The following is a 20177-nucleotide window of genomic DNA, read 5'->3' on the forward strand; positions in this document are numbered from 1 at the left end:
CGCGGGTCGATACCTGGGGTGGACCCGGCCGAGCCCGGAGCCCGATGTCCGGGCCGCTCGGCCCGCGCAGGCTGGAGCCATGATCACCATCGAGAACCTCACCAAGCGCTACGGCGGCTTCACCGCCGTGGACGACATCTCCTTCGAGGTGCGTCCCGGCAGCGTCGTCGGCTTCCTCGGGCCTAACGGCGCCGGCAAGTCGACCGCGATGCGGATGATGACCGGCCTCACGCCGCCCACCTCCGGCCGGGCCACTCTCCTCGGACAGACCTACCGCGAGGTCCACAACCCCGGCCGCCAGGTCGGCGTCATGCTCGACGCGTCGGCGCAGCACCCGGGTCGTACGGGTCGCGAGGTGCTGCGCGTCGCCGCGGTCTCCATCGGGGTGTCGAAGGCGCGCGTCGACGAGGTGCTCGGCCTCGTCGGGCTCACCGAGGAGGAGGCGGGCCGCCGGGTCCGCAACTACTCCCTCGGCATGCGCCAGCGGCTCGGCATCGCCGCCGCCCTGCTGGGCGAGCCGCAGGTCCTGATCCTGGACGAGCCGGCCAACGGCCTCGACCCGCAGGGCATCCACTGGATGCGCGGGCTGCTGCGGCGCTTCGCCGACGGCGGCGGCACCGTGCTGCTGTCGAGCCACCTGCTCCACGAGGTGCAGATCGTGGCCGACGACCTGGTGATGATCGGCCGCGGCCGCATCGTGGCGATGGGCTCCAAGGAGGAGCTGCTCAGCCGCGGCGGCACGACGGTGCGCTCCACCGACGACGTACGCCTCGCCTCCCTCCTCGAGCGCGCGGACGTCCCGGTCACGAAGATCGGATCGGGGCTCGTCGTGGACGCCGAGCCCGGTGTGGTCGGGCGGATCGCCGCCGACGAGCGGGTCGTGCTCCTCGAGCTGCGGTCCGGGGGCTCCGAAGGCCTCGAAGAGATGTTCCTCGGCCTCACGGCCGCCACCTCGCGCGAAGGAGACGCAGCATGAGCACCACCTCGTTGGGCACCGACACCACACCCGTCGTCGGCGGCCGCGCCGCCGCACCGACGCCGACGCCGCTGGCCGGCCAGCCCGGCGTGCCGTTCTCGCGGACGTACCGTGCGGAGCTGCGCAAGATGGTCGACACCCGCTCCGGGCGCTGGATGGTCATCGTGATGGCCGCCGCGGCGGCCCTCATCCTCGCCGGCTTCGTCATCTGGGGTCCAGCCGAGGACGCGTCCTTCCGCGGCCTGCTCGGCCTCGCGACACTGCCGCTCGCGATGCTCCTGCCGATCATCGGCGTGATGGCCGCCACCGCCGAGTGGTCGCAGCGCACCGGGCTGGTGACCTTCGTCCTCGAGCCACGACGCGGACGCGTCGTGCTGGCCAAGGCCCTCGGCGCCCTCAGCCTCGCCGTCGTGGTGCTGGCCGCGGCCGTCGCCGCGTCGGCGCTCGCCAACGTCACCGGCGGCACCGGCGAGTGGGACATGACCGCGGCCATCGCCGGGGGCACCGTCCTCGCGCTGCTGGTCTACGTGCTGCAGGGCGTGGCGTTCGGGCTGCTGTTCCTCAACACCCCGGTCGCCATCGTCTCGGTGCTGGTGCTCCCGACCGTCTGGTCGATCGCCACGACGGCCATCACGTCGCTCCAGGACGTCGGCCGGTGGCTCAACCTCGACACCGTCACGGGCCCGCTCTTCGAGGGCGAGATGGCCGGCCAGGACTGGGCACGCCTCGCGACGTCCGCCGCGGTCTGGGTGCTGCTGCCCCTGGCCATCGGCACCTGGCGGGTCCTGCACCGCGAGGTGAAGTAGCCCTCATCCAGCCGGTCACCAGGGGACGTCGATCTCGACCTCTCCGGTGGCGACCCGGGCCGCCTGCCCGCCCATGGTGACCACGTCGCCGGGGGCGAGCTGGCGGCCCCGGCGCGTCTCGACCTCCCCGTTGACCAGGACGCCGCCGTCGGCGATCACCGGCTTGGCCTCGGCCCCGGACTCGACGAGGTTGGCGAGCTTGAGGAACTGCCCGAGCCGGATCGACTCGTCACGGATCGATACGTCGACGGGCTCGGGTCCGGGGGTCATGGGTCCAGTCAACCAGTTCGCCTAGGGTGGCTGACCGTGCGGACTCGACGCTGGATCACCCTGCTCGCTGCCGGCCTCCTGGGGCTGGCGCTGCTGAGCACGTCCACCACGACAGCCGCCGGCGAGACGGCCGCGGCCCGCGGGAAGTCCGGGTGCTTCGCCGACTCCGGGGTCGAGGTCTGCTTCACCTCTCCCCCGACGGTGCCTGCCGACCCGACGGTCCTCGGCCGGGCGAGCACGCTCTTCGACTCGGCCGGTCCGGGCGACACGATCCGGGTCGCGATGTTCCGCTGGGACATCAAGCCGCCGACCGACGCGCTCCTCGCCGCCCAGCGGCGGGGCGCGGTCGTCTACCTCGTCGGCGACGACGACCTCCGGCTCAACCGCCACGGTCGCCGGCTGATCGCGGGCCTGGAGGAGCAGGACCCGGACCGGAAGAACGTCACCATCTGCGACGGCGCCTGCCTGCCGTGGCGCGCGCCCGGCCCCTACCCCGACAGCCAGGACGTGCAGCACCTGAAGTTCTACCTGACCGAGATCGGCGGCGTGCAGTCCTTCATCACGTCCTCGGCGAACCTCGAGGACCGGCAGTACCGGCAGTACAACTCGATGCTCAAGATCGACGACCCCGGCCTCTACGCCTTCGGCCTCGACTACTTCGCGCGGCTCGAGGCGCAGAGCACGAAGGCCGGCGGGACGCGCTGGTCCGACAAGGACAAGGTCTGGTCCGACGGACCGGTCACCGCGGCCGTCTACCCCACCCGCACCGACCTGCTGCTGTCCACGCTGAAGGACCTCTCCTGCCCGAAGGGGTCGCGGGTCTCGGCGATGTTCGCGGTCATCCAGCGCGACGACGTACGCCGTCAGCTGGCGCGGCTGTCGAAGGCGGGCTGCAAGGTCCGGATCGTCACCTCGCGCGACACGGTGGAGAACTGGATGGAGTCGCCGCAGCCGACCGGCGACATCCCGGACAACCGCGTGAAGACCGTGCTCACCCACGACAAGATGCTCGTCGCGCATGCGGGCTTCCGGGGCAAGGTGCGCGACCTCGTCGTGACCGGGACGTCCAACACCACCTGCGGCGGCCTGCTCTACAACGACGAGGTGATGGTGCGCATCATCGGCAACCGGTGGCTGCACGACCAGTACCTCGCGCACTTCGACGACGCGTTCGCGCACGGCTTCCAGGGGAGGTCACGCGTCATGCCCGTGATGAAGCCCTGCCGTCGGTAGCGGCTCTCAGACCACCAGGCTCACCGCGTGGATCACCACGCCGACCAGCCCGCCGACGATGGTGCCGTTGATCCGGATGAACTGCAGGTCGCGGCCGACGTGCAGCTCGATGCGGCGGGCGGCCTCCTTGCCGTCCCAGCGCTCGATGGTGTGCGTGATGACGGTGGTCAGCTCGGCGCCGTAGCGCGCGATCATGAAGACGGCGACATCGGCGGCGGTGCGGTCGAGCCGCTCGCGGAGGCCGGCGTCCTCGCGCAGCCGGCCGGAGAACAGGTTGAGCTCCTCGAGCAGACGACGGCGTACGGCGCCCTCGGGGTCGCGGACCGAGCCGAGCAGCGCGGACCGCATCGCCTTCCACAGCGAGATCGCGGTGGTCACGACCTGCGGGTGCTCGAGCAGCCGGTTCTTGAACCCCTCGGCGCGGTCCATCGTCTCGCGGTCGTTGAGCAGGTCGTGGGCGAGCTGGCCGAGCATCGAGTCGAGCGCCTCGCGCGCGCGGTGGTGGGGGTCGTCGCGGATATCCTCGACCCACTGGACCGCCTCGAAGTGGATGCGCGTGGTGACGGCGTCGTTGAGCTTGGGCGGCGCCCACCACGGGGCACGCTCGCCGAGGACCCGCGCGAACGTGTCGGGGTTGTCGACCAGCCAGCGGTGCATCTCCTCGACGACGAGGTCGACGACGCCGTGGTGCAGGTCGTCGCGCAGGACCTCCATCAGCGTGGTGCCGAGCAGCGGTGAGATCGGCTCCTCCCGGAACCGCGGCACGAACGCCTCGGTGACCAGGTCGGCGATGTGGTCGTCGCGCACGTTGCCCAGCGCGATGGCCGCCACGTCGGAGACCTCGTCGACCACCCGGCGGGCGTTGGCCGGGTCGCTGAGCCAGTCACCGACCCGGGCGGAGATCGTCGCCGCCGCGACCCGCTCGCGGATCACCGCCTCCTGGAGGAAGTTCTCGCCGACGAACTCCTCGAGGCCCTTGCCGAGCTCGTCCTTGCGGCGCGGGATCAGCGCCGTGTGCGGGATCGGCAGGCCCAGCGGGTGCTTGAAGAGCGCGGTGACGGCGAACCAGTCGGCGATCGCGCCGACCATCGACGCCTCGGCGCCCGCGTTGACGAAGCCCCAGAAGCCGTCGCGCCCCAGCGTGGCGACGTACACGCAGGCGGCGAGCAGCAGCAGGCCGACCGCGACCGTACGCATCTGGCGCAGGCCGCGCCGCCGGGCCTCGTCCGCGCCCGGGTCGGGCGTGATGAGGGAGATGGTGGGCTGCGGCTGGGACATACCGCCAGCGTGCCAGAATGCCGCGCATGCCTCGCACCGTGATCACCTTCGGCACGTTCGACGTCTTCCACGTCGGGCACCTGCGCGTGCTGGAGCGCGCTGCCGCCCTGGGCGACCGCCTGGTGGTCGGCGTCTCGGCCGACGCGCTCAACGAGCGCAAGAAGGGCCGCGCCCCGATCTTCAGCCAGCGTGAGCGGCTCGCGATCGTGGGTGCCCTCAAGGTCGTCGACGAGGTCTTCGTCGAGGAGAGCCTGGAGCTCAAGCGCGACTACGTCGTCGAGCACGGCGCCGACGTGCTGGTGATGGGCGACGACTGGGCCGGCAAGTTCGACGAGCTGGGTGACGTCTGCGAGGTCGTCTACCTCGAGCGGACGCCGGCCATCTCCACCACGGCGATCATCGAGCACATAGCGGACCTCTGACCCCGGCGCGTTAGGGTCGCTGCGAGATGTCGACCACGAGGGGAACCATGCGCCGAATCGTCACCACTGCCGTCGCGGTGGCTCTGATGGGCGGGGCGCTCGCCGCGCCCGCCGTCGCCACCGACGACTCCCGGCCCGGCCGGCCGGAGGCGGGGTCCGCGCAGGCGTGGACCGTCCCCGGCGAGCAGACGGCACGGGGCGCCCTCGCCACCGCGCGACGCGTGGCGCGCGGCAACGCGCTGCCGCGCGACCCGGACATGACGATGGCGCTGCGCGACCTGTGGCGACGCAAGTCCGAGCTCCGTGGCAACGACCGACAGGCGGCCGGCGCGCTGCTGGCCCGCCCGTCCGACGGTGCGGCCGACCCGGAGAAGTTCGGCTACACGGTCCCCGAGGCGGCGCCGGTCTGCAACACGCGCCTCTGCGTGCACTACGTCGCCACCGGCACCGACGCGCCGCCGACGCCCGAGTGGCCGGGCCAGAGCCTGGCGGTGGTGGACTCGGTGTGGACCACGATCGTCGACCAGCTCGGCTACCGTGCGCCGCTGACCGACGGCGTGCGCGGCGGCAGCCCGCTCTTCGACGTCTACCTCAAGGACCTCGGCAACGGCCTCTACGGCTACTGCGTGCCGGAGAAGCGCGTCAAGAAGCGCACCGCGTCGGGCTACTGCGTGCTCGACAACGACTTCCGGGTCGAGCAGTTCCCGGACGCGACGCCGGAGCAGAACCTCCTCGTCACTGCCGGGCACGAGTTCTTCCACGCGGTCCAGTTCGCCTATGACTACGGCGAGGACCCGTGGATGGCGGAGTCGACGGCGACGTGGATGGAGGAGCGCATCGCCACCGACGTCAACGACAACCGCCAGTACCTCGGGGAGAGCCAGCTCTACGCTCCCTACGTCCCGCTCGACACCTTCAGCAACAGCCGGAGCTTCCAGTACGGCAACTGGGTGTTCTGGGAGTACCTGTCGACCAAGTACGGCATCGACATCGTCCAGAAGGCCTGGCAGCAGGCCGGGTCGTTGAAGAAGGACGGCGGCAAGTACAGCATCACCGCCCTGCAGAAGATCCTGAAGAGGAAGGGCGGGCTGAAGAAGGTCTACGCGTCGTTCGTCGCCGGCAACCTCACGCCGGCCGTCAACTACCCCGAGGGCGCCGACTATCCCTACCCGAAGCTCGTCAACGGCAAGCGGCTGAGCAAGCACAAGGGGACCAAGCGCTTCTCGCGGTCGGTCAACCACCTCGCCTCCGCGTCCTACCTCTACGTCCCGGGCCGGGGCCTCTCGGGCCGGAAGTGGAAGCTGTCGGTCGCCGTCGACGGGCCCGCCAAGCGCACGTCGCCGTCCGCGGTCGTCGTGGTGCACCTGCGCGGCGGTGAGCGCCAGGTCCGCATGGTCCGGCTCAACCACGCCGGCAACGGCAGGACCCGCGTGGCATTCGACCGCCGCAAGGTGGCTGCGGTGTCCGTGTCGCTCGTCAACGGCTCGACGCGCTTCAGCTGCGGCCGCGGCACGCTGCTGGCCTGCCAGGGCAGGGCGATCGACGACAAGCTCCGCTTCAGCGTGACGGGTCGCGTCACCAAGAAGTAGGGCGCCTCACTGCTTCAGCGCCAGCAGGGCGTGGAGCGCGGCGACGCACTCCTCGACCAGCTCCGACACCTGGACCGGGCGTTCGCCGGTCGGCACCGCCGACCAGCTGAGCGCCCGGTCCTCGGTGTAGGCCCACCACGCGCGTACGACGTCGCGCTGGCGCTCCGGCACGTCGAGTGCCGCCACGACCCGGGCGGTGCTGCCGTCGCGCACCGACTCCATCACCTCGCTGACACGCGGGTCCGCGACGCCGTGGCCGTGCACGAGCGCGAGGTAGAAGTCGCGGCGGCGCTCGATCTGTTCGACCATCAGCCGGGTGATCATCTCGACCTGCTGCTCCCCCGGCAGGTCCTCGTCCGGCGCCGTCGTGCGCAGCATCCGGCGACCAGCCGCGGCGATGCAGGCGAGGTAGAAGTCGGTCTTGGTCGGGAAGTAGTGGAAGAGCAGCCCGCGCGAGATCCCCGCCTCCGCCGCCACGTCGTCCAGCGCGAGGTCCTGGATGGGCGTCTCGACGATCTTGGCCAGGCCGATCGCGACCAGCTGCCGGCGCCGGTCGTCGGCGCTCAGTCGTCGTCGTGCGGCGGGGGCTGACACACTGTTGAGCATTGCTCAACAGTGTGCGAAGGTCAATGGCATGGAATTCTCCCTCTCCCCGCGCGCCGCCGACCTGCGCGAGCGCGTCCACGCGTTCGTCACCACGGAGATCGAGCCGATCGAGGCCGAGGCGCACCATCGGATCACCCGGCTGCGCGAGAGCGGCGGCGACAACTGGACGCCCGACCCGGTGATCGCCGAGCTCCAGGCCAAGGCGCGCGCGCAGGGCCTGTGGAACCTCTTCCTGCCCGCCGAGCACGCGGGGTCGTACGCCGCCGACTTCGGCACCGACGGCGGCGAGGGGCTGACCAACGTCGACTACGCGGCTGTCGCCGAGGTGATGGGACGCTCCTTCCTGGCCCCGCTCGTCTTCAACTCCAACGCGCCCGACACCGGCAACATGGAGGTGCTGCTGCGCTACGGCACCGCCGAGCAGCGGGCCGAGTGGCTGGAGCCCCTGCTGCGCGCGGAGATCCGCAGCGCCTTCTGCATGACCGAGCCGGCCGTCGCGTCCTCCGACGCGACCAACATGGCGGCGACCGCGCGCATCGAGGGCGACGAGGTCGTCATCAACGGGCGCAAGTGGTGGTCCACCGGCGTCGGCAACCCCGACTGCAGGATCTTCGTCTTCATGGGGCTCTCCGACCCCGACGCTGACCGGCACTCGCGGCACACGATGGTGCTCGTGCCGCGCGACGCCGCCGGAGTGAAGGTCGAGCGGATGCTCACCACGATGGGCTACTACGACGAGCCCCTGGGCCACGGCGAGGTGTCGTTCACCGACGTCCGGGTGCCGGTCGCCAACGTCCTGCTCGGCCCCGGTCGCGCCTTCGAGATCGCCCAGGGCCGGCTCGGACCGGGCCGCGTCCACCACTGCATGCGCGCGATCGGGCTCGCCGAGCGCGCGCTCGAGCTGGCGTGCACCCGCGCGGTGTCGCGCACCGCCTTCGGCAAGCCGATCGCCAACCTCGGGGGCAACCGCGAGCGCATCGCCGACGCGCGCATCGCGATCAACCGCTCCCGCCTGCTGGTGATGCACGCGGCGTGGCTGCTCGACCAGGGCATGAGCCGCGAGGCCTACTCCGCCGTGTCCGAGATCAAGGTCGAGGTGCCCAACATGGCGCTCGACGTGATCGACATGGCCATCCAGCTGCACGGCGGCGGCGGCATGTCCGACGACTTCCCGCTCGCCAACGCGTGGGTCGGTGCCCGGTCGCTGCGCCTTGCCGACGGGCCCGACGAGGTGCACCGCAACGTGATCGCGAAGATCGAGCTCGGGAAGTACACCTCGTGAGCACCGTCCTGGTCACCGGCGCCGCATCCGGGCTCGGTGCGGCCCTCACCGCCGCCTTCCGGGCCCGCGGCGACGAGGTGCTCGCGACCGACCGCGTGGCGGCTGACGGCATCGACCTCGTCCTCGACATCACCTCGGACGACGACTGGGCCGCGGCCCTCGACGCCGTACGGGAGCGCTGGGGCGGGCTCGACGTCCTGGTCAACAACGCCGGCGTGGCCGGCGGCGGCCGGGTCGACCGCTGCACGCTCGAGGAGTGGCAGTGGATCACCGACATCAACCTCTTCGGCCTGGTGCGCGGCACGAGGACGTTCGTGCCGATGCTCAAGGAGCAGCGCTCCGGCCACCTCGTCAACGTCGCCTCGCTCGCCGGCCTCGTCCACCCGGGCGGGATGGGCTCCTACAACGCGGTGAAGGCCGCAGTGGTGGCGTTCACCGAGACCTGCGGCCACGAGCTGGCGTCGTACGGCATCCGGGCGAGCGTGGTGTGCCCGTCCTACTTCCGCACCAACCTGATGGACTCGATGCAGGGCAGCGACGAGGCGATCGGCCACGTCGTCGCCGGGCTGGTCGAGCGCTCGCGGATCACCGCCGACGACATCGCCGCCGCGGTGCTGGCCGGGATGGACGCGGGCGAGGACGTGATCGTGCCCGACGAGCCCGCGCGCCAGGCGTACTTCCTCAAGTGGGCCGACCGACCCGCCTACGACGCGGTGATGCGGGACCAGGCGGCGAAGCTCGAGGCCGGAGCGTCGTCGTGACCGCCGTGCCGGGCGCCCGCGAGGTGCGCGAGGAGGACGCCTTCGACGTCGCGCGGGTGGCGGCGTGGCTGCAGGCCAACGCCGCCACGCCCGAGGGGCTGGCCGGTGAGCCGACGGTGCAGCAGTTCACGGGCGGCGCGTCCAACCTGACCTACCTGCTGCGCTACCCGTCGGGCCGTGACCTCATCGTGCGACGCGCGCCCTCCGGGACCAAGGCCAGGGGTGCCCACGACATGCACCGGGAGTACGTCATCCAGTCGGCGCTCGCCCCGGTCTTCGACTACGTCGCCCCGATGGTCGCCTTCTGCGACGACCCCGACGTGGTCGGCGGCGACTTCTACGCGATGGACCGGATCGTCGGCACCATCCCGCGCAGCGAGTGGCCGGCCGACGTGCCGCTCTCGCCGGAGCAGGCGCGCGCACTCTGCCTCGACGCGGTCGACGTGCTGGCCGAGCTGCACGGCATCGACCCGGCCGCCGCCGGCCTCGCCGAGCTCGGCAAGGGCCTCGGCTACGTACGCCGCCAGGTCGAGGGCTGGTCGACGCGCTACCGCAACGCCCGCACCGAGGACGTCCCCGACCTCGAGACCGTGATGGCGTGGCTCGACGAGCACCAGCCCGACGACGTGGCGATCTGCGTGATCCACAACGACTTCAAGCTGGACAACCTCGTGCTCTCGGGTGACGACGCGACCCGCGTGGTCGGCGTCCTCGACTGGGAGATGGCGACCCTCGGCGACCCGCTGATGGACCTCGCCGGGTCGATGGCCTACTGGGTGCAGGCCGACGACACCGAGGAGTTCCAGATGATGCGCCGGGTGCCGACGCACCTGCCCGGGATGCTGACCCGCGACGAGTTCGTGGCGGCGTACGCCGAGCGCACCGGTCGCACGGTGACACCCGGGCAGTGGCGCTTCTACGAGGTCTTCGGGCTCTTCCGGATGGCCGTGATCGCCCAGCAGATCTACTACCGCTACTTCCACGGCCAGACGACCAACGAGATGTACGCCCTCTTCGGGCCTGCGGTGCAGATCATCGGCCGCCGGCTGGACGGACTCATCGCGGGGGATGCTGCGTGAGCTCGATCCTCCTCGTCCGGCACGGACAGGCGTCGTTCGGCGCGGCCGACTACGACGACCTCTCCCCCACCGGCCACGAGCAGTCACGCGTCCTCGGTGCGGCCCTCGCCGCGCGCGGGGTCACGCCCGAGCTCGTCGTCGCCGGCGAGATGCGCCGCCACGCACAGACGGCCTCCTCCCTGCTGGAGGGTGCCGGCTGGTCCGCGGACGTCGCGGTCGACGCCGGGTGGAACGAGTTCGACCACCTCCAGGTGCTCGGGGTGCACGACTCCCCCGAGGCCGCGGAGGGCGAGTCGGAGGCGGCGGCCTTCCAGCGGTGGTTCGAGGAGGCGACCCGGCGCTGGACCACGGCCGGTCACGACGAGGCGTACGACGAGTCGTTCGTCTCCTTCACCTCGCGCGTCGACGCGGCCCTCGACCGCCTCGTCGCCGACCTACCGGCCAAGGGCACCGCCGTCGTGCTGACCAGCGGTGGCGCGATCGCGTGGGTCGCGGCCGCGCTCCTCGCTGCGTCGGACCCCGCGCGCACCGACCTGTGGCTCCGGCTCAACCCGGTGTCGATCAACACCGGCACCTCGACGATCGTCCGCGGCCGTCGCGGGACCACGCTCGTCGCCTTCAACGCCCACGACCACCTCTCCCCCGACCTGCTCACCTATCGCTAGGACTCCCCCGATGCCCTCGATCCTGATCACCGGCGCGAGCAGCGGACTCGGCGCCGAGATGGCCCGTCAGTTCGCCGACCTCGGCTACGACCTGGCCCTGTGCGCGCGTCGTACGGACCGCCTCGACTCGCTGCGTGACGAGATCACCGCCGCGCACCCCTCGGCGCGGGTCGCGGTCAAGGCGCTCGACGTGAACGACCACGACGCGGTGTTCCGGGTCTTCGACGAGTTCGCCGAGGAGCTCGGTGGGCTCGACAAGGTCGTCGTCAACGCCGGCCTCGGCAAGGGCCAGCCGCTCGGCACCGGCCGCTTCGACGCCAACCTCGCCACGGCGCAGACCAACTTCATCGGTGCGCTCGCCCAGACCGAGGCCGCTGCCGCGATCTTCCGCCGCCAGGACGCCGGCCAGCTCGTGATGGTCTCCAGCTTCTCCGCGCTGCGCGGGATGCCGAAGAACATCACGACGTACGCCGCCACCAAGGCTGCCGTCGCCCACCTCGCCGAGGGCTTCCGCGCCGACGTGCACGGCACCCCGATCACGGTGACCGTGCTCTACCCCGGATACATCGTCTCCGAGATGTCCGGCACCTCCGCGAAGACGCCGCTGATGACCTCGACCGAGCGCGGGGTGCGATCGATGGTGGAGGCCATCGAGAAGGGGAAGACCTCCGCGGTCGTCCCGGCGTGGCCCTGGGTTCCGCTGGGCTTCGTCGTCAAGCGGGTGCCCGTCGGGGTGCTGCGCCGGATGAGCTGACGACCGTCTCGACGACCTACGCGGCCAGCAGGCGGGCCATCGCCGCGCGGGCCTCGTCGTACGCCCCCTCCAGACCACCCGCGGTCCGAGCGACGATGGCGCCCTCGTAGAGCAGGTGCGCGTGGGCGCCGACCGCCGCGGGATCGGGGATGCCTGCCTCACCGACCAGGCGGATGAAGAGCGAGCGCATGTAGTGCTTGTCCTCGCGGATGACGGCGTTGCCGGGGTGGTCCGTGCCGCCGAGCTCGGCGAACGCGTTGACGAAGGCGCAACCCCGGTCCTGGCCACTCATCCGCTCCTTGAGGGCGTCCATCACGGCCAGCACGCGCTGCGGGCCGGGCTCCGGCGCGTGCTCCGCCAGGTAGTCGGTGAGGAAGGCGATCCAGCGTTCGGCACGGCGGGCGAGGTAGGCGGCGACCAGCTCGTCCTTCGACCCGAACCGGTCGTAGAGGGTCTTCTTGGTCGTGCCGGCCTCGTCGGCGATCAGGTCGACGCCGACGGCCCGGATGCCGCGCTCGTAGAACAGCGCGCTCGCGGTGTCGAGGATGCGGGCACCGGCAGGGGTGTGGGGGTTGCGAACGGTCGCGCACATCTTCCTCCTCAGGACACTGCGAGTATACAGACCGGTATGGTTATGTCGAGGCGTGACCCGTCTCGTCCCGATCGCACTCGTCGTCCTGTGGAGCTCGGGCTTCGTCGGCGCGACCCTCGCCGCCCGGTCCGCCCCCGCGGAGACGACGCTCCTGTGGCGCTACGTCGTGGCAGTCGTGCCGCTGTGCGCGTGGGCCGTGTGGACCCGCCGTCGGTACGGCGCCCGCTTCCTCGCGCGCGAGGCCGTGATCGGGATCCTCGGCCAGGCCGGCTACTGCCTGGGCGTCTACCGGGCTGCGGACCTCGGCGTGCTGGCCGGGACCTCGGCGCTCGTGGCCTCGCTGCAGCCTCCGTTGGTCGCGGCGGCGCTGTGGGTCGGATCGGGTGGCCGGACCGACCGGCGCCAGGCGCTGGGGCTGCTGACCGGACTGGCCGGGGTGCTGCTCGTCGTCGGCGGTGACCTCGGCGCCACCGGAGGCACTGCCGGGCTCACGGCGGTCGGCCTCGGCACCCTCAGCCTGACGGCGGCGACCCTCGTCGCGAGCCACTGGCCCGAGCCGCCCGGGCACGGCGTGATGGACTCGCTCGCCGTCCAGTACGTCGTCGCCCTCGGCTTCTTCGCGGCCGTCGCCCTCGCGACCGGGACTGCCGCACCACCGCGTGACGCCGACTTCTGGTGGGCCATCGCCTGGCTCGTGGTCCTGCCGGTCTTCGGTGGCTACGGCAGCTACCTCTACGTGTTGCGGACATCGGGCCCGGTCGTCGTGAGCGCCTGGCTCTACCTCACTCCCGCGACCGCAGCCGTCTGGGCGTGGGTGATGTTCGACGAGCCGATCACCGTCCACGCCGCCATCGGGTTCCTGGTCGCGGCGGCGGGGGTGGCGGCCGTCGTGGGCCTTCGCCGACCGGACGCGCAGGACTCCAGCGCGCCGTGTCCCACGTCCGCATCACGACGCTGACCGGCCCTTCCCCCACCGCCACACGTCGACGACACTGGGGCGATGCTCTCGGGGGGACGGCGCGCGTGCGCAGTGGTGCTGCTGGTCGGATCGCTGGGCGTGGCGGGCTGTGGCCAGGAGGACCCCGGCGCCGCCCAGGAGTCGACGTCCGAGGCGCCCACCCCGAGCCAGACCCCGAGCACCTACACGCCGCCCGAGCTCGACCGCACGGAGCTCGACGCCAACCTCGCTGCGCTCTCGCAGGAGGACAGGTCGCTCGTCGACCACTACACGGACGGCCACCGCAGCGGCGCCTTCGACGAAGGCACCTGGATCGTGGCGGCCCCACTGACCGTGGCCGAGGCCCGCGAGCGCCTGCTCGGGCCCGGCGCCCAGCCCGCCTCCGAGGCGGAGCTGCGGCGCATGCGTTTCGACGAGTCGGCCTACGCCTTCCTGCAGGTGGGCGACGGCGTGGTCGCGTGGGAGGACACCGGCTTCGCCGATCCGCCGGCGCGAGTCCTCGCTGCCCTGTCGGAGGGTGGTGGCGTCAGCGCGGTGGCCACCGACAACGTCGAGGCGATGACGCGCTTCGGTTACGCGCGTGACGGCGAGGTCGTCTTCGATGCCGTCGAGTACGCGTTCGTCGACAGCCTCGACGAGATCCCGCCCGAGGTCAGCGACCTCGCCAGGCTCGCGTGGTCCGATCCGAGCGGGCCCATGGTCGAGACTGCCGGCTGGGCAGCAGTCGCCCAGGCCATGAGCGAGAAGGTGACCGGCGTCCGCGCCGCTCCGGCCGTGCGGGACGTCGCGGACCGCTACGCCGTGCAGGTGCCGTGGGCCGAGCTGGAGGACAGCTGACCGCAGGTGTCGGCCCGGGCGCCCGCTTCCGAAGCGCCCGGGCCTAGCTCACCGAGCGTGTGCTGCGGTAGGGGCATTGCGTCCATGATGCGCCGCCCGCCCGACCGACCGGGGACTGCGCCGTCCCTTGTTGTGAAGGCGGTGTGAACGGTCCGGTCTTCACGCCCTGAGGCACGACGACGTCATACGGACGGGGCGACCGTTCGCCCCGACCGCATGACGTTGCGGGTCAGGATTCTCAGCCGGCGCTGGGGTTGCAGGCCTGTCCCGGCGAGGGCAGGAACTCCTTGAGCCCGGCCTTGACGAAGATCCCGTAGTTCTGGACGCCGTGGTAGCGGTCCATCCCGCCCGGGCTCTGGTTGCCGCGCACGGCGAGGGCGTCGTCGTCCAGCTCGGGCAGCGGGTTCTGCTCGACGCTGTCGAGCGTGTCCAGGCCCGAGAACACGCACTCCGAGGCGGCGTGCTCCGGCGCGGGGATGTCCTTGCCCTTTCCGTTGACCTCCCCGGCGCTCGCGGCGCCGGCGGTGGCCAGGACCACGCCAGCCGCGACGGCCGAGATCCTGATCAAGCGACTCATGTGCTTCCTCCCGATTCGATGGCCGTCGGCCGTCGTCATGACGGACGTACCGACCAGACGATCGTGCGCCCGGCCGACCGGACCCCGCCACCCAGCGATCGGACGAGTTCCGTCGCGTTTTGCCGGTCCAGACAGGGATCTGCCCGGAAGGTCAGTTCCGGGCGACTCGGAGGACTTGCTCAGGCGACGAGCTCGCGGCCACCGGCCAGGTCGACCACCCGCTGCACCAGCTCGGCCAGCCGGAACGGCTTGCCCAGGACCGCGTCGGCGCCCGCCGCCCGGCACGCTGCCTCGTGCTCCGGCCCGGCATGGCCGCTCGTGACGAGCACGGCGCCGCGGTAGCCCAGCTCGCGCATCTGCGCGATCGCCTGCGTGCCGTCCACGTCAGGCAGCCCACGGTCGGTCACCACCACGTGCACGACGTACGACTGCACGACCTCCAGCGCGCGGGCGCCCGTAGCGGCCACCAGCACGTCGTGACCAGCGCGGCCGAGGGCGGAGGACATGACATGCACCAGGTCCGGGTCGTCCTCGACGACGAGCACAGTGAAGGCCACACGAGGGAAGGTACACAGACTGTCTTCCCGAAATACACAAAACGGTAAAACTGGCTAGACGTCGGTGCCTGGATCGTCGGTCGATCCGTCGTCCGCGGCCACGCAGTGGCCGAGCGTGATGGCCTTGTACTTCGCGAACTGCGGCGACGACCGGGACGCCTGCGGGTACTCCTCCGCCTCCAGCTCGGCGTAGTAGTGGACGGCCTCGACGAGGTCGCCCGCCTCCTCCGAGCCGTCGTCCTGCTCCTCGGCCAGCGGGACCGCGGCCTCGAAGTGCTCGACGGTGCTGTCGAAGTCGCCGAGGTTGAAGGCATCGATGCCGGCCCGCACCTCGTCGCACGCCGGGCTGTCGACGACGGGCACCTCGGGCGTCGAGGTCGCGCTCGGGGTCGCCTCGCCGCTGCGCGGCGCATCGGTGCCCGTGCACCCGCCGGCCAGGCCCGCGAGCACGAGCGTGATCGCCACGACGGATGTCCTCACGGGACCGAGGCTACCTGCGGGTCCGCGAGCAGCAGGCGGGTCCAGAGGTCACCCAGCCGCTCGGCGTACGTCGGCGGCGACCAGCCGCGGGCGACGGCGAGGGCGTAGTACTCCGGCGCGTTGGTCGTCCAGAGCAGGTCGGCCACCTCGTCGTCGTCGAGGTCGTCGCGCAGGTCGCCCGTCGCCCGCAGGTCGAGCGCCATGGTGAGCATGTGGGCGCGCCGGCGAGCGCCGATCTCGTCGCGCACGGCGGCGCAGCCGGGCTCGGTCACCGCGGCCTGGGCGAGCGCGTCGAAGAGCGGTGCGACGCGCGGCATCACCCGGCCCAGCGCGTCGGCGTACGTCGTCAGCTTGAGCCGGGCCCCGTCGGCGGCCAGGATCGCCCGGACGTAGTCGCGCTGCTCCGCCTCGACCGGACGGTCGGACCCCGCGAGCTCCATGTCGATCACGGCGAGCAGCAGCTGCGGTTTCCGCCCCACCGCGCGGTAGACGGTGTCGGTGTTGACCCCTGCAGCTCGGGCGATGTCGGCGACGCCCGTCGCGGCGTAGCCGACGCTCGTGAAGTGCTCGCGGGCGGCGCGGAGCACGGCCAGCTGGGTGGCAGCGGCCTGCTCCGCGCGACGGACAGAGCGGTAGGACCTCTTGACCTCGGCTGGCACGAGGCCTACCTTACATTTCATCCGATGTCGATTCGGGTGAAATGAGGACGCGTCATGGGTGAGTCGAACGGCGTCGTGGTGCGGCGCCCCGAGCACCGGCCGGCCACCTGGGCGATGGGCTCGCTCTTCGAGCACCTGGTCACGGCCGACGAGAGCGACGGCAGGGTCGGTGTCTCGCTCGTGACCCAGCCGCCGGGCGTCGCGACGCCACTGCACCGACACACCCACGAGGCCGAGGCGTTCCTCGTGCTCGAGGGCCGGGTCTCCTACCGCGCGGGCGAGGAGACGTACGAGCTCGACGACGGCTGCTTCATCTACCTGCCGCAGTCGGTGCCGCACGCGTTCCGGATCCGCGGCACCTCTCCCGCGCGCTTCGTCGCCTTCACCGCACCGGGCGGGCTCATGGGGCTGTACGACGAGGTGGGCATCCCGGCGGCGGAGCGACGCCTGCCCGGTGAGGACGGACAGCCGCCCGAGGTCGAGCTGCCCAAGTGGGCGGAGGTCGGACCGCGCTACGGGCTCGAGGTCGTCGGCCCCGGCATCCCCGAGTGAGCGGCGACGCCGAGCGCCCCGAGGAGCCGGTCGAAGGTCTCCTCGACGACGACGTCGCGCGCCTCGATCGCCTCCCGCACCACGTCCACAGGCGCCGGCTCGAGGCCTGACGCCGTCGCCCAGGTGCGACACGCCTCGGCGGCTGCATCCCCCGCGAGTGCCACCTCGCGCAACCGCGCCGTGTACTCGACCGTCTCGCGCTCCGTCTGGGCGTCGAGCACCTCGATCTCGTCGTCGGGCAGCATGGCGCCGTCCTCGTCGAACGGCGGAGGTCCGACGACGAAGTGGCTCACCACCCCGTCGAGGTTCAGCCAGCACCGGTCGATGCCGACGTGCGGAACGGCGACGTGGACGACCGCGCCGTCGCTGTCCAGGATCGAGGCGCTGAGGAAACCGTCCGGGACGGCCTGGGCCAGCCGGCCGACGAAGACCTCGAACGGCGCCCAGTCGTCACCGAGCCGCTCGAAGACGCGCGTCACGTGGACGCCATCGACCCACTGACCCGGCACGGCCTCGACGTCCTCCGCCGGATAGGTGCCCTCGGGCAGCGGCGACCGGGTGACGACCAGGTGGCCGGAGAAGCCCATCAGCCCTCGTAGGGCTCCGGGTCGGGCTCGCGGGTGACGTGCATCGCCGCCTCCTCCGCGGAGGCCCCGGCGCCGTCGATGCCGACGTCGGAGGCGATCTCCTGCTTGTCGATGTCCTCCCCCAGCCCGGAGTCGGGCTGGACGAGGCGGCCGGTGCGCGCGTCGGCCTCGTCGAGACCGAGCTGGTCGTCGAGGGCGTTCTCGTCCTCGTGGTCGGAGTCGTCGTCGTCCTCGGCGTAGGGGTCGATGTCGGGCTCCTCCTCGGCGAGCTTCTCGTCGAGGGACTCCCCCTGGAGGCGCTCCGCCTCGGTCGGGTAGTCGTCATAGCCCTTGGGGGCGCGGTCCGGCGGTGAGTAGCCGCGGTCGAGCACGTCCTCGAGGTCGCCGTCGTCCAGCGTGTCGCCCGGCTGGAGCTGGTCCTCGTCGTCGACGGACATGTCGCCGTAGGTCTCGCGATCCTCAGTCATGCACCCACCCTGTCCGACGCACCTGCGCCGGACAAGGGCCGAACGGGTGGGTCAGACGAGTCCGAGCTTGCGCTCCAGCGCATCCGTCAGCAGCGCGACGAGCGCCTCGGTCTGGATGTTGGCCGACGACGAGACCTCCTCGTCGGAGCCGTCGAGCGCGCGGGCGGCGAGGCCGGCCTTGGAGTCGATCAGCTCGGCGATCCGGGTGTCGATCGTCTGCGCGGCGATGATCCGCCAGGCCGTGACCGGGTCGCTCTGGCCGATGCGGTGCACGCGGTCGATCGCCTGGGTCTGCTCGGCGTCGGTCCACGAGAGCTCGGACAGCACGACGTTGGACGCCACCTGGAGGTTCACGCCGACGCCGGCCGCCGCCAGCGAGCAGACGATGACCTGGACGTCGGGGTCGTTGACGAAGGCGTGGATCGCCTTCTCGCGGGCCTTCGGCGTCTGGTCGCCGCGGATCGAGGTGTGCTTGAGCCCGCGGCGGGTGAAGGTCTCCTCGGCGATGTCCATCACGTCGACGTGGCGGGCGAAGAAGACGACCTTGCCGACGTTGCGCGCGAGCTGCGCGGCGTAGTCGGCGGACAGGCCGGCCTTGGCGCGACCGATGCGGCGGAACATCGAGAAGACGTTCTCCCCCGACGTGCCCTTGTCCATCTCCTCGCGCTCCCACGTCGCCACACGGCGTACGAGCTCGTGGTCGATGCCCTCGACGACGGAGCCCGTACGTCGGGTCTCGAGCGCTGCCGTGTAGCGCTCGACGAGCCGCCGGGCGAGCTCCTTCTCGGCCGCCTTGATCGAGCGGGCGTCCTCGTCGTCGAGCTCCACCGGGATGTCGGCGATGCGACGGGCGGGGATGTCGGCAGCGACGTCGACCTTGCGACGGCGCACGATGCCCTGGTCGATGACGGCCTTGCGGGCCGCGGGGTAGAAGGCGTGGTCGGCCGGCGTCAGGTCGGTCTCCTCGAGCGCCTCCATCAGCCGCGCCATCGGGGCCGTGTCGTCGATCCAGCCGAGGAACTGCCAGATCGCGCGGAAGTCCTCGATGTCGTTGATCAGCGGGGTGCCGGTGAGCGCCATCAGCAGCGGCCGGGCGGTGCGGGCGCGCAGCCGCTCGGACAGCTCGAGGACGTGGCGCGAGCGCTGCGAGGTCTTGTTCTTGATGAAGTGCGCCTCGTCGACGACCATCCCCTTGAAGCCGAAGCTGCCGAGCCAGCCGACGTGCCGGTCGAGGATCTCGTAGTTGACGATGATGACGTCGGCGAACGCGTCCACCTGGCCACCGTCACCGTGGATGACGGTCGCGGTGCGGCGCGGCGTCCAGCGCTCGGTCTCGCGGGCCCAGTTGGTCTTGACGACGTTGGGGCACACGACGAGCAGCGGGAACGCGTTGGCGGCCTGCGCGGCGAGCAGTGCCTGCGCGGTCTTGCCGAGGCCGGGCTCGTCGGCGAGGAGGAAGGTGCGGTGGCCCTCGGCCGCGGAGGCGATCATCGCGGCCTGGTGGGGCATCAGCTCGAGCTTGCCGGGCGCGGCGAGCGAGGTCGGCTCGGGCAGGTCCATGCAGGACGACGCGCCGCCGAGCTCGAAGGAGCGGAAGAGCGGGCCGAGCAGCTCCCACGTCGAGAGCCGGCCGTGCGTACGACGACGCTCGCGGCCGATCTCGAAGTCGGGGACGAGGAACGGGTTGGCCAGCTGGTGCTGCGCGACGGACTGCGGGATCACGCGACGCTCGCCGAGACCGGGGCCGGACTCGTCGTCGGGCTTGGGCTCCTCGGGAGCGGCCTCGATGCCGGCCTTGCGGAGCATCTCGAGGCGCAGCTCGCGGGCGCTGGCGGTGATGACGGAGTCCTCGGACAACAGGCCGAAGAGGGAGGGGTCGCGCGTCGCGGTCTTGGCGAGGATCGTCGCGATGCCGTCGAGGCGCTTGAGCTCGTCGGCCTTCTGCGCATCGGTCAGCTCGGTCGACGCGCGGACGTCGCCGCGGTGCTCGCGGACCAGGAGGGCGACCACCTGGAAGCGCACCCGCTGGCCGGGCGCGAGCGGGCCGCGCTGCACGGCGGACTCGAGCTCGCGGACGGCTCGCGCCAGGACGGGGACGATGCCCTCGTTGTCCTTGTGGCGGGCGTGCGCAGGGGTGCGGCGTGAGCCACGTTGACGCTGGCGCTGGGCCAAGGTGTCCTCCCGGGACTG

The 20177-nt window shown here is 71.7% G+C and carries 24 protein-coding genes; 13 read left to right on the forward strand and 11 right to left on the reverse strand.

What is annotated here, in order from left to right:
- Nucleotides 1–79 precede the first annotated feature (79 nt).
- Nucleotides 80–976: an ABC transporter ATP-binding protein gene (locus JI751_RS19925; protein WP_201940526.1), complete on the forward strand. Its 897-nt coding sequence runs from the start codon at nt 80–82 to the stop codon at nt 974–976.
- Complete coding sequence (locus JI751_RS19930) at nt 973–1782, forward strand: hypothetical protein (protein WP_201940528.1); 810 nt, start codon at nt 973–975, stop codon at nt 1780–1782. Before JI751_RS19925 ends, JI751_RS19930 begins: the two co-directional genes overlap by 4 nt.
- A 15-nt stretch (nt 1783–1797) precedes the next feature.
- On the opposite strand, the gene JI751_RS19935 is transcribed toward JI751_RS19930, so the two are convergent.
- Complete coding sequence (locus JI751_RS19935) at nt 1798–2052, reverse strand: RNA-binding S4 domain-containing protein (RefSeq protein ID WP_201940530.1); 255 nt, start codon at nt 2050–2052, stop codon at nt 1798–1800.
- Nucleotides 2053–2088: 36 nt separating this feature from the next.
- On the opposite strand from JI751_RS19935, the gene JI751_RS22040 reads away from it, so the two are divergent.
- On the forward strand, nt 2089–3285 hold the full coding sequence (locus JI751_RS22040; RefSeq protein ID WP_201940532.1) for a phospholipase D-like domain-containing protein: 1197 nt from the start codon (nt 2089–2091) through the stop codon (nt 3283–3285).
- 6 nt (nt 3286–3291) lie between these two features.
- Here the strand turns inward: JI751_RS22040 and JI751_RS19945 are convergent, their stop codons facing one another.
- Entirely contained in the window at nt 3292–4563 is a 1272-nt protein-coding gene (locus JI751_RS19945) for a DUF445 domain-containing protein (protein WP_201940534.1), read from the reverse strand.
- Between the two features lie 26 nt (nt 4564–4589).
- On the opposite strand from JI751_RS19945, the gene JI751_RS19950 reads away from it, so the two are divergent.
- Together JI751_RS19950 and JI751_RS19955 are read left to right on the forward strand one after the other, a co-directional pair.
- Nucleotides 4590–4985, forward strand: coding sequence for an FAD synthase family protein (locus tag JI751_RS19950; protein ID WP_129477089.1), 396 nt, complete (start codon nt 4590–4592; stop codon nt 4983–4985).
- 47 nt (nt 4986–5032) lie between these two features.
- Nucleotides 5033–6574, forward strand: a complete 1542-nt coding sequence (locus JI751_RS19955; protein ID WP_201940536.1) for an MXAN_6640 family putative metalloprotease — start codon at nt 5033–5035, stop codon at nt 6572–6574.
- Between the two features lie 6 nt (nt 6575–6580).
- Here the strand turns inward: JI751_RS19955 and JI751_RS19960 are convergent, their stop codons facing one another.
- Nucleotides 6581–7168 carry a TetR/AcrR family transcriptional regulator gene (locus JI751_RS19960; protein WP_201940538.1) on the reverse strand — a complete coding sequence of 196 codons (588 nt, stop codon included), beginning with the start codon at nt 7166–7168 and terminating at the stop codon, nt 6581–6583.
- Nucleotides 7169–7208: 40 nt separating this feature from the next.
- Between JI751_RS19960 and JI751_RS19965 the strand changes: the two genes are divergently transcribed.
- From JI751_RS19965 to JI751_RS19985, 5 genes are read left to right on the forward strand one after another with little or no spacing between them, the layout of a single operon-like run.
- Nucleotides 7209–8462, forward strand: coding sequence for an acyl-CoA dehydrogenase family protein (locus tag JI751_RS19965; protein WP_201940540.1), 1254 nt, complete (start codon nt 7209–7211; stop codon nt 8460–8462).
- Nucleotides 8459–9223, forward strand: a complete 765-nt coding sequence (locus JI751_RS19970) for an SDR family NAD(P)-dependent oxidoreductase (protein WP_201940542.1) — start codon at nt 8459–8461, stop codon at nt 9221–9223. The genes JI751_RS19965 and JI751_RS19970 overlap by 4 nt, the downstream gene beginning before the upstream one ends.
- A complete protein-coding gene (locus JI751_RS21295; RefSeq protein ID WP_201940543.1) occupies nt 9220–10302 on the forward strand; it encodes a phosphotransferase family protein in 1083 nt (360 codons plus the stop codon). The genes JI751_RS19970 and JI751_RS21295 overlap by 4 nt, the downstream gene beginning before the upstream one ends.
- Nucleotides 10299–10967, forward strand: a complete 669-nt coding sequence (locus JI751_RS19980; RefSeq protein ID WP_201940545.1) for a histidine phosphatase family protein — start codon at nt 10299–10301, stop codon at nt 10965–10967. The genes JI751_RS21295 and JI751_RS19980 overlap by 4 nt, the downstream gene beginning before the upstream one ends.
- A 10-nt stretch (nt 10968–10977) precedes the next feature.
- Nucleotides 10978–11721 (forward strand): SDR family oxidoreductase, encoded by a 744-nt coding sequence (locus JI751_RS19985; RefSeq protein WP_201940547.1) that lies wholly within the window; start codon nt 10978–10980, stop codon nt 11719–11721.
- A 16-nt stretch (nt 11722–11737) separates the two neighbouring features.
- Here the strand turns inward: JI751_RS19985 and JI751_RS19990 are convergent, their stop codons facing one another.
- Nucleotides 11738–12313 (reverse strand): TetR/AcrR family transcriptional regulator, encoded by a 576-nt coding sequence (locus tag JI751_RS19990; RefSeq protein ID WP_201940550.1) that lies wholly within the window; start codon nt 12311–12313, stop codon nt 11738–11740.
- A 52-nt stretch (nt 12314–12365) separates the two neighbouring features.
- Between JI751_RS19990 and JI751_RS19995 the strand changes: the two genes are divergently transcribed.
- Together JI751_RS19995 and JI751_RS20000 are read left to right on the forward strand one after the other, a co-directional pair.
- Nucleotides 12366–13271 carry a DMT family transporter gene (locus JI751_RS19995; protein ID WP_201940552.1) on the forward strand — a complete coding sequence of 302 codons (906 nt, stop codon included), beginning with the start codon at nt 12366–12368 and terminating at the stop codon, nt 13269–13271.
- Between the two features lie 42 nt (nt 13272–13313).
- A complete protein-coding gene (locus JI751_RS20000) occupies nt 13314–14108 on the forward strand; it encodes a hypothetical protein (RefSeq protein WP_201940554.1) in 795 nt (264 codons plus the stop codon).
- A gap of 238 nt (nt 14109–14346) precedes the next feature.
- On the opposite strand, the gene JI751_RS20005 is transcribed toward JI751_RS20000, so the two are convergent.
- From JI751_RS20005 to JI751_RS20020, 4 genes are all read right to left on the reverse strand, one after another.
- Nucleotides 14347–14685: a hypothetical protein gene (locus JI751_RS20005; RefSeq protein WP_201940556.1), complete on the reverse strand. Its 339-nt coding sequence runs from the start codon at nt 14683–14685 to the stop codon at nt 14347–14349.
- Between the two features lie 179 nt (nt 14686–14864).
- The gene (locus tag JI751_RS20010) at nt 14865–15242 is read right to left on the reverse strand and encodes a response regulator transcription factor (RefSeq protein WP_201940558.1); all 378 of its coding nucleotides are present in this window, start codon (nt 15240–15242) and stop codon (nt 14865–14867) included.
- A 54-nt stretch (nt 15243–15296) separates the two neighbouring features.
- Entirely contained in the window at nt 15297–15722 is a 426-nt protein-coding gene (locus JI751_RS20015) for a hypothetical protein (protein ID WP_201940560.1), read from the reverse strand.
- Nucleotides 15719–16381, reverse strand: coding sequence for a TetR/AcrR family transcriptional regulator (locus JI751_RS20020; protein WP_201940562.1), 663 nt, complete (start codon nt 16379–16381; stop codon nt 15719–15721). Before JI751_RS20020 ends, JI751_RS20015 begins: the two co-directional genes overlap by 4 nt.
- A gap of 54 nt (nt 16382–16435) precedes the next feature.
- Here JI751_RS20020 and JI751_RS20025 point away from each other — a divergent pair, with 54 nt between their 5' ends.
- Nucleotides 16436–16933, forward strand: coding sequence for a cupin domain-containing protein (locus JI751_RS20025; RefSeq protein WP_201940564.1), 498 nt, complete (start codon nt 16436–16438; stop codon nt 16931–16933).
- Here JI751_RS20025 and JI751_RS20030 read toward each other — a convergent pair.
- The 3 genes from JI751_RS20030 to JI751_RS20040 are packed head-to-tail and all read right to left on the reverse strand — an operon-like array spanning nt 16894 to nt 20159.
- A complete protein-coding gene (locus JI751_RS20030) occupies nt 16894–17520 on the reverse strand; it encodes a hypothetical protein (protein WP_201940566.1) in 627 nt (208 codons plus the stop codon). The genes JI751_RS20025 and JI751_RS20030 overlap by 40 nt on opposite strands.
- Nucleotides 17520–17987: a DUF5709 domain-containing protein gene (locus tag JI751_RS20035; protein WP_201940568.1), complete on the reverse strand. Its 468-nt coding sequence runs from the start codon at nt 17985–17987 to the stop codon at nt 17520–17522. The genes JI751_RS20030 and JI751_RS20035 overlap by 1 nt, the downstream gene beginning before the upstream one ends.
- A 51-nt stretch (nt 17988–18038) precedes the next feature.
- Nucleotides 18039–20159, reverse strand: coding sequence for a DEAD/DEAH box helicase (locus tag JI751_RS20040; RefSeq protein ID WP_201940570.1), 2121 nt, complete (start codon nt 20157–20159; stop codon nt 18039–18041).
- Nucleotides 20160–20177 lie beyond the last annotated feature (18 nt).

Origin of the sequence: Nocardioides baculatus (assembly GCF_016735675.1) — a bacterium.
Classification (GTDB): Bacteria; Actinomycetota; Actinomycetes; order Propionibacteriales; family Nocardioidaceae; genus Nocardioides; species Nocardioides baculatus.

Coding starts and splice junctions, on each gene's coding strand:
- JI751_RS20035 (WP_201940568.1), bottom strand. CDS start 17,987: ATGACTGAGGATCGCGAGACCTACGGCGACATGTCCGTCGACGACGAG.
- JI751_RS20030 (WP_201940566.1), bottom strand. CDS start 17,520: ATGGGCTTCTCCGGCCACCTGGTCGTCACCCGGTCGCCGCTGCCCGAG.
- JI751_RS19930 (WP_201940528.1), top strand. CDS start 973: ATGAGCACCACCTCGTTGGGCACCGACACCACACCCGTCGTCGGCGGC.
- JI751_RS19985 (WP_201940547.1), top strand. CDS start 10,978: ATGCCCTCGATCCTGATCACCGGCGCGAGCAGCGGACTCGGCGCCGAG.
- JI751_RS19955 (WP_201940536.1), top strand. CDS start 5,033: ATGCGCCGAATCGTCACCACTGCCGTCGCGGTGGCTCTGATGGGCGGG.
- JI751_RS19935 (WP_201940530.1), bottom strand. CDS start 2,052: ATGACCCCCGGACCCGAGCCCGTCGACGTATCGATCCGTGACGAGTCG.
- JI751_RS19990 (WP_201940550.1), bottom strand. CDS start 12,313: ATGTGCGCGACCGTTCGCAACCCCCACACCCCTGCCGGTGCCCGCATC.
- JI751_RS19950 (WP_129477089.1), top strand. CDS start 4,590: ATGCCTCGCACCGTGATCACCTTCGGCACGTTCGACGTCTTCCACGTC.
- JI751_RS20005 (WP_201940556.1), bottom strand. CDS start 14,685: ATGAGTCGCTTGATCAGGATCTCGGCCGTCGCGGCTGGCGTGGTCCTG.
- JI751_RS19965 (WP_201940540.1), top strand. CDS start 7,209: ATGGAATTCTCCCTCTCCCCGCGCGCCGCCGACCTGCGCGAGCGCGTC.
- JI751_RS20025 (WP_201940564.1), top strand. CDS start 16,436: ATGGGTGAGTCGAACGGCGTCGTGGTGCGGCGCCCCGAGCACCGGCCG.
- JI751_RS19945 (WP_201940534.1), bottom strand. CDS start 4,563: ATGTCCCAGCCGCAGCCCACCATCTCCCTCATCACGCCCGACCCGGGC.
- JI751_RS19925 (WP_201940526.1), top strand. CDS start 80: ATGATCACCATCGAGAACCTCACCAAGCGCTACGGCGGCTTCACCGCC.
- JI751_RS20000 (WP_201940554.1), top strand. CDS start 13,314: ATGCTCTCGGGGGGACGGCGCGCGTGCGCAGTGGTGCTGCTGGTCGGA.